Below are 9,616 nucleotides of genomic sequence, written 5' to 3' on the forward strand. Positions count from 1 at the left end.
TGCACCTGCCCCCGTAGGCCCCCGTAGCCCCGCAGCCCCCGTACGAAAGGTGAAGCCGACATGCCCCCGATCCCCCGACGCAACCTCCTCAAGGCCGCCGCCGCCACCGGCGCCACCGTGCCGTTCTCCTGGTTGCTCGCCCACAACGCCCCGAAGGCCGCCGCCGACAGCCCCGCCGGGAAGGCCGCCGACGAGCCCGTGGACATCACCTGGCTGGAGGACGGCGGCCTGGGCGCGGCCGCGGGCTCCACCTTCGGCGTTCCCTGGCCCAAGGGCGCCCACCCCGGCGACCGGACCTTCGCGCTGACCACCGCCGACGGCACACACGTGCCCCTCCAGACCTGGGCCACCGCCTACTGGCCCGACGGCTCGCTGAAGTGGACCGCGCACGCGGCGGGGGAGGGCCTCACCGGCAGCGCCTACCGGCTCACCACCGGCACGCCCGCCGCACCCGCCAAGGAGGTCACCGTCTCCGAGAGCGGCGGCGGGATCACCGTCGACACCGGGGCCATCAGGGCCGTCATCGGTAAGGACGGCAAGCGGCTCGTACGCTCCGTCACCCGCGGCTCCACCGAGATCGCCCGCGACGGCCGGCTGGTCCTGCTCCGCCAGGGCGACGTGGACGACGGCGACCAGGGCCGCGCCGAGTGGGAGCGGTTCGACGGCGAGATCAGCGGGGCGAAGGTCGAGCAGCAGGGCCCCGTCCGCGCCGTCGTCCGCATCGACGGCAAGCACCGCAAGGGCCGCCGCGCCTGGCTCCCCTTCAGCGTCCGGCTCTACTTCTACGCGGGCGCCGACTCCTTCCGCATGGTGCACACGATCACTTTCGACGGCGACCAGAACAAGGACTTCATCCGGGGCCTCGGCGTCCGCTTCTCCGTGCCGATGCGCGACGCGGCGTACGACCGTCACATCCGCATCGCGGGCGAGGGCAAGGGATTCCTGACCGAGGCCGTCAAAGGCGTCACCGGGCTGCGCCGCGACCCCGGCGCGGGCGTCCGCACCGCGCAGGTCAAGGGCGAGAAGCTGCCCGACCCGGCCGGCTGGGACCAGCGCGTCACCTCCCGGCTGCATCTCATCCCCGCCTGGGGCGACTACACCCTCTCCCAGCTCTCCGCCGACGGCTTCACCCTGCGCAAGCGCACCAAGCCCGGCCACGGCTGGATCGCGGCGGGCGGCGGCGGCCGGGCGAGCGGCTTCGGCTATGTCGGCGGCGTCAGCGGCGGACTCTCCTTCGGACTGCGCGACTTCTGGGAGAAGTTCCCCGCCCAGCTGGACATCCGCGGCGCCGCCGGGGCCGAGGCCGAGGTCACCCTGTGGCTCTGGTCGCCCGAGGCCCAGCCCATGGACCTGCGCTTCTACCACGACGGCATGGGCCAGGACACCTACCCCGAACAGCTCGAGGGCCTCGAGATCACCTACGAGGACTACGAGCCCGGCTTCGGCACCCCGTACGGCATCGCCCGCACCAGCGAACTCACCTTCTGGGCCAACGCGGCCACCCCCGACGCCGACGCCCTCGTCCGGCAGGCCGCCGCCGTGCGCACCCCGCCCCAACTGGCCGCCGGACCCGCCGACCTGGCCCGCGCCAAGGTCTTCGGCGGCCTCTTCGCCCCCGTCGACCGCTCCACCCCCGCCAAGGCGAAGGTCGAGGACCGGCTGGACTTCCTCTTCGACTACCACAAGGGCCAGGTCGAACAGCGCCGTTGGTACGGCTTCTGGGATTACGGCGACATCATGCACACGTACGACGGCGACCGGCACCAGTGGCGGTACGACGTCGGCGGCTACGCCTGGGACAACTCCGAGCTCTCGCCCGACCTGTGGCTGTGGCTGGCGTATCTGCGCTCCGGCCGCGCCGACATCTTCCGCTTCGCCGAGTCGATGACCCGCCACACCGGCGAGGTCGACGCCTACCACCTCGGCAAGTGGGCCGGGCTCGGCACCCGGCACGGTGTCCAGCACTTCGCCGACAGTGCCAAACAGCAGCGCATCTCCACCGCCCTGTACCGCCGCTTCTTCTACTTCCTCACCGCGGACGAGCGGATCGGCGACATCATGCACGCCCTCGTCGACTCCGACGAGACGTTCCTCGTCCTCGATCCGCAGCGCAAGGTCCGCGACGACCCCGACTACGAGCCCGATCCGCACGCCCTGGACATCGGCTTCGGCACCGACTGGAGCGGCCTCGCCGGGGCCTGGCTCACCGAATGGGAGCGGCGCGGCCCGAAGGCGGAGAAGGCCGAGGCGCGGCTGCGCTCCACCATGGAGACCATCGCGGCCCAGCCCAACGGCTTCGTCCAGGGCAGCGGTCTGTACGACCTCGACACCGGCAAGTACGCCATCGCCGACCGGCCCAAGGTCAGCGTCTCCCATCTGTCCGCGGTCTTCGGCCTGGTCGAGGTCTGCGCCGAGGTGATCGACCTCATCGACCTGCCGAAGTTCAAGGAGGCATGGCTGGACTACTGCCGCTACTTCAACGCCACCAAGGCCGAGCAGAAGGCCCGCTACGGCGCCGACTTCGGCTCGCTGATCCTGGTCCAGGGCCACTCCCGGCTCGACGCCTACGCCGCCGTCCAGCTGAAGGACGACAAGCTGGCCGCCCGCGCCTGGCAGAAGTTCACCGAATACCACGAGGGCGACGGCTACCCGGATGCCACCATCAGCTGGAAGTCGGTGAAGGTCGAGGGCCCGGAGGTGCTGGAGCCCGGCGTCGAGGCGGCCTGGGTGAGCACCAATGCCACCGCCCAGTACGGCCTCGCCGCGATCCAGAACCTCGCGCTCGTCGGCGACAAGCTGCCGGGCTAGCCAGGCCGTGACGGCCGGACCACACTGAGGGCATGGACTGGTGCCATTACCGCTTCCGCAGCCGATGGGACCTCGACGCTCCGCCCGCCGCCGTCTTCGCGGTGCTGGCGAACGGCGACGACTATCCGCGGTGGTGGCCCCAGGTCCGTGAGGTCCGGCGGATCGACGAGCGCAGCGGCGCCGCCCGATTCCGCTCCCTCGTCCCGTACGACCTGCGGCTGATCGTCAGCGAGGCGCGCCAGGACCCGGCGGAGGGCGTGCTGGAGATCGGCTTCGCGGGCGATCTGGAGGGATGGGCTCGCTGGACGGTGCTGCCCCAGGGGACCGGCACCCGCGCTCTGTTCGAACAGGAGGTGGTGGCCCGCAAGCCGCTGCTGCGCCGTCTCGCGCTCATCGGGCGTCTCGTCTTCCGGGCCAACCACACCCTGATGATGCGCGCGGGGCTGCGGGGGCTGCGGGCGCACCTCGCCGCGCGGCCAGCGGGTCCGGCCGGGGCGCCGTCCGGCCCGGCGTCCGGGGCCCCCGGCGGAAATGCGGTTTGAACCAAACCCGCCGCGACCTGTATTGTTCAGGTCGTTCCGCCGGGGAGACCCCGAAGAGAACAACCCGGGCGATTAGCTCAGTGGGAGAGCGCTTCGTTCACACCGAAGAGGCCACTGGTTCGAACCCAGTATCGCCCACCACCCCAGGAGGCCGGGCCGCCAGCAGGCGGCCCGGCCTCCTGTTTGTGTGCTTGTACGGCCGGGAGTGGGGTATCCGGATAAAGCTTCCGTGGGTGACGATGTGGAGGGGAACTCATGGCCGTCGCGACCGCAGCCGTCCTGACCTTGGACTGCGCCGAACCCGAAGAGCTCGCGGAGTTCTACGCCCGGGTGCTCGGCGCGGAGATCCAGCCGCTGACCACCCCCGACCGGGTCGAGATCGTCGCGCCCGGCGGGTCGCGGATGGCCTTCCTGCGGGACCACGGCTTCGCCCCGCCGAGCTGGCCACGGCCGGACGACTCCCAGCAGGCGCATCTGGATCTGCTGGTGGAGGACATCGACGCTGCGGAGCGCCAGGTCGTCGACCTGGGCGCGCGACCGCTGGACACCAAGAACAACGGTGGCCTGCGCGACACACGGATCTACTCCGACCCGGCCGGCCACCCCTTCTCGCTCCGCCGGACCTGAGCGCCGGGCGCACCGCGGCGGGCGCACCGCGCCGGGCCCGGGCGCTCAGGCCGCGGCCGGCAGGTCCGGCCGCAGCGGCCACGCCGGATCGCAGACCTCGTCCGAGCCGTTGAGCGCGAACCACGCCTGCAACCCCCGGGCCTGCGCCGCGTACCAGACCGTCTGGCGCGCGTGCAGCTCGGCGGGGGTCAGCGTCTCCAGCCGGGAGGCGAACCGGCGGCCCACCGCCCGTACGACATGCAGCGCGGCCGCAGCGTCCGCCGCCGCGTCATGCGCGCCGGTCAGCTCCACGCCGTAGTGCGCACACAGATCGATCAGGGTGCGGCGGCCCTTGCGATAGCGGTCCAGATGCTTGTCCAGCACCCGGGGATCCAGGACGGTCATCGAGCGCAGCGGAAGATAGCCCGCCAAGCTGGAGTTGCGATGCCGCTTCAACTCCCGGTCCAGCAGGGTCAGATCGAACGGCGCGTTCATGATCACCACCGGGGTGCCCCGCGTGACCTGTTCCGCTATCGCCCGCGCCACCTCGTCCACCACCGGCGCCGGCCATCTGCCGTGTCGCTGGAGATGAGCGTCGGTCAGACCGTGTATCTCGGTGGCGGCCGGCGGCACCGGCACGCCCGGACTCACCAGCCAGCGCCGGATCTCCGGCAGACTTCCGGTCCCGCGCTGCACCACCAGGGCCGCCGATACGATCCGGTCATGCTCGACATCGACACCCGTGGTCTCCGTGTCAAAGGCGGCGAGCGGCCCTTCGAACCAGGACGGCATGGCCTCAACTCCTCGTGCATTTCCCCTCGATGACATCTGATCCCGCCCCGACCAGGTGATACCCGGAGGGAGGACCGCGAACCGCCGCTGTTTGCCGAGGTCCTGACGCGGAGACAACACAGGTGTACGAAGCCGGCGACGACCGGAAGGCGTCACGGACATGACGCTCGCAACACCCGACCCGGCCCCGACGGCGAGCGGCCTTGCGCTGAGCGGATCACCTCCCGTGCGTGGCCAAATCGCCACCACCGCCTGTATGGAGACCCTTCAGGTGGGCTATCTGCACGCGGTGGCCGCCGCCGCGGGCTGCTCACTGGCCCAGCCCTTCCCCGACCAGGGCATCGACTGGCACGTCAGCCACAGCGCGCCCGGCCACGCCGTGGACGACGAGGTCACCATCAAGGTGCAGCTCAAGGCCACGTACCAGCTCGCGCCCGACCCTCCGGGGCCGACCTTCGCCTTCACGCTCGACAACGACCACCTGGTCAAGCTGGCCCGCAGCCCGGTCTCCGTGCACAAGATCCTCGTGGTGATGATCGTGCCGCGCGGCCAGGAGGACTGGCTGCGGGCCGGGCATGACCGGCTGTCCCTGCGCCACTGCTGCTACTGGATCAATCTGGCCGGCCACGCGGTCACGGGCCGCCGCCGGACCACCGTGCGGATCCCGACCTCGCGGATCTTCGACGACCGCGCGCTCTGCGAGATCATGACCCGGGTCGGGGCGGGAGGGAGACCGTGATGGACCGACCATGGCCCCAGGACGACCCGGCACCCCTGCCGGTCCCGCGCCCCGACGAGGTGGATCCGGCCGTCCTCGGCGCCCTGCTCGCCCGGCACGGCTGGCGCCGCCGCGGCGGCGCCCCGGGGGCCTATGCCCGCTGGACCCCGCCGGGCCGGCCCGCGGGCGGCACCAGCCTGCTGGTGCCCGAGAGCCGGGACTTCCCCGACAGCGGCGATCTGCTCGGCGAGGCGCTGATGGCGCTCAGCCGCAGCGCCGCGCCCTCCGCCCGCGAGGTGCTCACCGGCCTCGCCGTGCCCAGCGACGAGATCCGCTGGCGGCGCGAGGTGCCCGAATCCCCCGGCGGCACCTCCGCCTGGACCGCGCAGGAGCGGCTGCGCGCCGCCGCCCGGGACACCCTGCTGGCCGGGGCGCTCGCCGCCCGCGGCCGCGCGGGGTACTACGGCGCCCGGCACCGCCGCGCCGCCGAGGCGTCCCTGGAGCGGGTGCTGACCGGGCCCCCGGGCGCCGGGTCCGGCGGCCGTGAGCTGACCGTCTTCGTGCCCGTCGAGGAGGACGGCCGCGCCACCGCCGTCACCCTGCTGCGCGCGCTGTACGCCCTCCGGGACGCCGCCGACTACCACCGGACGACCGGCCGGATGGAGGCGTATGACGCGGCGGTCGAGGCGGGGGCCAGCCGGGAGCTGACCGAGGCGGTGATCGCGCTGGTCCAGGGCACGGAAGGGGCCCGGGTGGCGCTGGAGTGGTCACCGGCCGCCGGTCCGCCGCCGGGGTTCGCCGCCCGGCCCGATCCGGTGGAGTTCTCGCCCGGCGACCTCCCGGGGTTGCGGGAGGCGGGCGCCCGCTATGTCCGGGATGAGCCGTCCGTTCCGGTATGCCTCACCGGTGCGGTGGTGCGGCTGCGCCGTACCGGCCCCGGCGGCCCCGGGACGGTGCGGCTGCGGGTGCTCTCCGGGGCGGAGGTCGACCAGGTGCGGATCACCCTGGACGAGGAGGACTACCGCATCGCCGGCCACGCCCATCTGGTGGGGCTGCCGATCCGGGTGCGGGGGCGGCTGGAGAGCCGCGGCGGCTTCCGGCGGCTCGGCGGGGCCGGTGGCGTCACCCCGGTCCCGGTGGACGAGGCCGAGCGGGACCGGCTGGTCAAGTCGCTCCAGGAGAACCTGGACTTCTTCGAGGAGGCGTGCGGCGGCGGCCCCTGACCGCCGCCGGGCTCATGACGCCCGTCCGCAACCGTTTCGCGGTCCCGCCCGTCGGCTCGGTACGATTCACGCTGCGCGGCATACGCCGCGGGGAGCCATCCATCAGTCAGGAGAGACCGGTGTCAGACGTCCGTGTGATCATCCAACGCGATTCCGAGCGGGAAGAACGCGTGGTGGCCACGGGCACTACGACGGCGGACCTCTTCACCGGCGACCGCTCGATCGTCGCCGTGCGCGTGGCCGGGCAGCTCAAGGACCTGGCGTACCAGCCGGCCGAGGGCGACGAGATCGAGCCGGTGGAGATCACCAGCCAGGACGGTCTGGACATCCTGCGCCACTCCACCGCGCATGTGATGGCCCAGGCGGTGCAGGAGCTGTTCCCGGACGCGAAGCTGGGCATCGGCCCGCCGATCAAGGACGGCTTCTACTACGACTTCGACGTCGAGACCCCGTTCCACCCGGACGATCTCAAGCGCATCGAGAAGAAGATGCAGGAGATCCAGAAGCGGGGGCAGCGGTTCTCCCGCCGCGCGGTCACCGACGAGGAGGCGCGCGAGGAGCTCTCCGCCGAGCCGTACAAGCTGGAGCTGATCGGGCTCAAGGGGTCGGCCGCGGACGCCGCCGAGGGCGCGTCCGCCGAGGTCGGCGCGGGCGAGCTGACCATCTACGACAACCTCGACGCCAAGACCGGCGAGCTGTGCTGGAAGGACCTCTGCCGCGGTCCGCACCTGCCGACCACGCGGAACATCCCGGCCTTCAAGCTGATGCGCAGCGCCGCCGCGTACTGGCGGGGCAGCGAGAAGAACCCCCAGCTCCAGCGGATCTACGGCACCGCCTGGCCGACCAAGGACGAGCTGAAGGCGTACCTGGACTTCCTCGCCGAGGCCGAGAAGCGCGACCACCGCAAGCTGGGCGCGGAGCTGGATCTGTTCTCCTTCCCCGACGAGCTGGGCTCGGGCCTCGCGGTGTTCCACCCCAAGGGCGGCGTGATCCGCAAGGAGATGGAGCAGTACTCGCGGAAGCGGCACGAGGAGGCGGGGTACGAGTTCGTCAACACCCCCCACATCACCAAGGCCAAGCTCTTCGAGACCTCCGGCCATCTGCCGCACTACATGGACGGCATGTTCCCGCCCATGGAGTTCGAGGGCCAGGACTACTACCTCAAGGCCATGAACTGCCCGATGCACAACCTGGTCTTCCGGGCGCGCGGGCGGTCCTATCGCGAGCTGCCGCTGCGGCTCTTCGAGTTCGGCACGGTCTACCGGTACGAGAAGTCCGGCGTCGTCCACGGCCTGACCCGGGCCCGGGGCTTCACCCAGGACGACTCGCACATCTACTGCACCAAGGAGCAGATGGCCGATGAGCTCGACAATCTGCTCACCTTCGTGCTGGACCTGCTCCGCGACTACGGCCTGAGCGACTTCTATCTGGAGCTGTCCACCCGGGACGACTCCGACAAGTTCATGGGCAGCGACGACCAGTGGGAAGAGGCCACCGAGGAGCTGCGCAAGGCCGCCGAGAAGCAGGGCCTGGAGCTGGTCATGGACCCGGGCGGCGCGGCCTTCTACGGCCCCAAGATCTCGGTCCAGGCCCGGGACGCGATCGGCCGCACCTGGCAGATGTCGACCATCCAGGTCGACTTCAACCAGCCGGCCCGGTTCGAGCTGGAGTACACCGCGGCGGACGGCTCCCGTCAGCAGCCCGTCATGATCCACCGGGCGCTCTTCGGCTCGATCGAGCGCTTCTTCGCGGTGCTGCTGGAGCACTACGCGGGTGCCTTCCCGGTGTGGCTCGCCCCGGTCCAGGCGGTCGGCATCCCGATCGGCGACACCCATGTGCCGTACCTGGAGGAGTTCGCCGCCCAGGCCAAGGCGAAGGGCCTGCGGATGGAGGTGGACTCGTCCTCGGACCGGATGCAGAAGAAGATCAGGAACGCCCAGAAGTCCAAGATCCCGTTCATGGTGATCGCGGGTGACGAGGACGTCGCGAACGGCGCGGTGAGCTTCCGCTACCGCGACGGCTCGCAGAAGAACGGCATCCCGATCGACCAGGCGCTGGCCGAGATCGCCGACGCCGTGGAGCGCCGGATCCAGGTCTGATCCAAAAGCGGTCTCCACGGAGGCCGGGATTCCGAGGGGCGGCCCTGACCAGGGCCGCCCCTCGGCTCTTCCTCACCCCTGCGGGGCGAATATGCTGGCCCGCATGACGAGTGAGCCGGAACAGCAGATCGGAGTGGGGACGCCTGACGCGTTCCAGCGCCTGTGGACGCCCCATCGGATGGCCTACATCCAGGGGGAGAACAAGCCGACCGGCCCGGGCGCGGGCGATGGCTGTCCGTTCTGCTCCATTCCGGAGAAGTCCGACGAGGACGGCTTGATCATCGCTCGTGGCGAGTCCGTGTACGCCGTGCTCAACCTGTACCCGTACACCGGCGGTCATCTCATGGTCGTCCCGTTCCGGCACATCGCCGACTACACCGAGCTCACCGCCGAGGAGACGGTGGAGCTCGCGGAGTACACCAAGGCCGCGATGACCGCGCTGCGTACCGCCTCGGGTGCGCACGGTTTCAACATCGGTATGAACCAGGGGACCGTGGCGGGCGCCGGAATCGCGGCGCATCTGCACCAGCATGTGGTGCCGCGCTGGGGCGGGGACACCAACTTCATGCCCGTGATCGGCAGGACCAAGGTGCTGCCGCAACTCCTCGCCGACACCCGCCGGTTGCTCGCCGACGCCTGGCCCCGGCCGGTGGCCTAAGCGCTCCACGGGAAGTGCCGCGAGGTGCCGTCGTTCATCCGCGGCTTCGTCGTGGCCGGTCGCGCAGTTCCCCGCGCCCCTTCGGGGCGCACCCGAACCGCACCGGACTTCAGCGAGGCCGCTTAGCCGCCGCAAGGGGGGTGGGCCCTGGCCGCGGGCCCTGGCCGCGC

At 71.4% G+C, this 9,616-nt stretch carries 8 protein-coding genes and 1 tRNA gene; 8 read left to right on the forward strand and 1 reads right to left on the reverse strand.

All coding sequences use genetic code 11. The features are described 5' to 3' along the window. Positions 1 to 60: 60 nt before the first annotated feature. The 4 genes from ACT2CW_RS44310 (at position 61) to ACT2CW_RS44325 (ending at position 3,977) form a co-directional block, all read left to right on the forward strand. Entirely contained in the window at positions 61 to 2,808 is a 2,748-nt protein-coding gene (locus ACT2CW_RS44310) for an exo-rhamnogalacturonan lyase family protein (RefSeq protein WP_445520695.1), read from the forward strand. Between the two features lie 32 nt (positions 2,809 to 2,840). Next, on the forward strand, positions 2,841 to 3,350 hold the full coding sequence (locus ACT2CW_RS44315; protein ID WP_445520696.1) for an SRPBCC family protein: 510 nt from the start codon (positions 2,841 to 2,843) through the stop codon (positions 3,348 to 3,350). Between the two features lie 66 nt (positions 3,351 to 3,416). Continuing rightward, a tRNA-Val gene (locus ACT2CW_RS44320) sits at positions 3,417 to 3,491 on the forward strand. Between the two features lie 114 nt (positions 3,492 to 3,605). Further along, positions 3,606 to 3,977: a VOC family protein gene (locus ACT2CW_RS44325; RefSeq protein ID WP_164424970.1), complete on the forward strand. Its 372-nt coding sequence runs from the start codon at positions 3,606 to 3,608 to the stop codon at positions 3,975 to 3,977. Between the two features lie 45 nt (positions 3,978 to 4,022). Here ACT2CW_RS44325 and ACT2CW_RS44330 read toward each other — a convergent pair whose 3' ends face one another. Next, positions 4,023 to 4,748: a 3'-5' exonuclease gene (locus ACT2CW_RS44330; protein ID WP_445520697.1), complete on the reverse strand. Its 726-nt coding sequence runs from the start codon at positions 4,746 to 4,748 to the stop codon at positions 4,023 to 4,025. A 256-nt stretch (positions 4,749 to 5,004) separates the two neighbouring features. On the opposite strand from ACT2CW_RS44330, the gene ACT2CW_RS44335 reads away from it, so the two are divergent. From ACT2CW_RS44335 to ACT2CW_RS44350, 4 genes are all read left to right on the forward strand, one after another. Continuing rightward, positions 5,005 to 5,487 carry a DUF4365 domain-containing protein gene (locus tag ACT2CW_RS44335; RefSeq protein WP_445520698.1) on the forward strand — a complete coding sequence of 161 codons (483 nt, stop codon included), beginning with the start codon at positions 5,005 to 5,007 and terminating at the stop codon, positions 5,485 to 5,487. Beyond that, the gene (locus ACT2CW_RS44340; RefSeq protein ID WP_445520699.1) at positions 5,487 to 6,689 is read left to right on the forward strand and encodes a hypothetical protein; all 1,203 of its coding nucleotides are present in this window, start codon (positions 5,487 to 5,489) and stop codon (positions 6,687 to 6,689) included. Before ACT2CW_RS44335 ends, ACT2CW_RS44340 begins: the two co-directional genes overlap by 1 nt. Positions 6,690 to 6,808: 119 nt before the next feature. Further along, positions 6,809 to 8,788 carry a threonine--tRNA ligase gene (thrS, locus tag ACT2CW_RS44345; protein ID WP_432047944.1) on the forward strand — a complete coding sequence of 660 codons (1,980 nt, stop codon included), beginning with the start codon at positions 6,809 to 6,811 and terminating at the stop codon, positions 8,786 to 8,788. A gap of 91 nt (positions 8,789 to 8,879) precedes the next feature. Continuing rightward, positions 8,880 to 9,446, forward strand: a complete 567-nt coding sequence (locus ACT2CW_RS44350) for an HIT family protein (protein ID WP_164424976.1) — start codon at positions 8,880 to 8,882, stop codon at positions 9,444 to 9,446. Positions 9,447 to 9,616: the final 170 nt, after the last annotated feature.

The sequence above is a fragment of the Streptomyces sp. NEAU-174 genome (genome assembly GCF_052665095.1).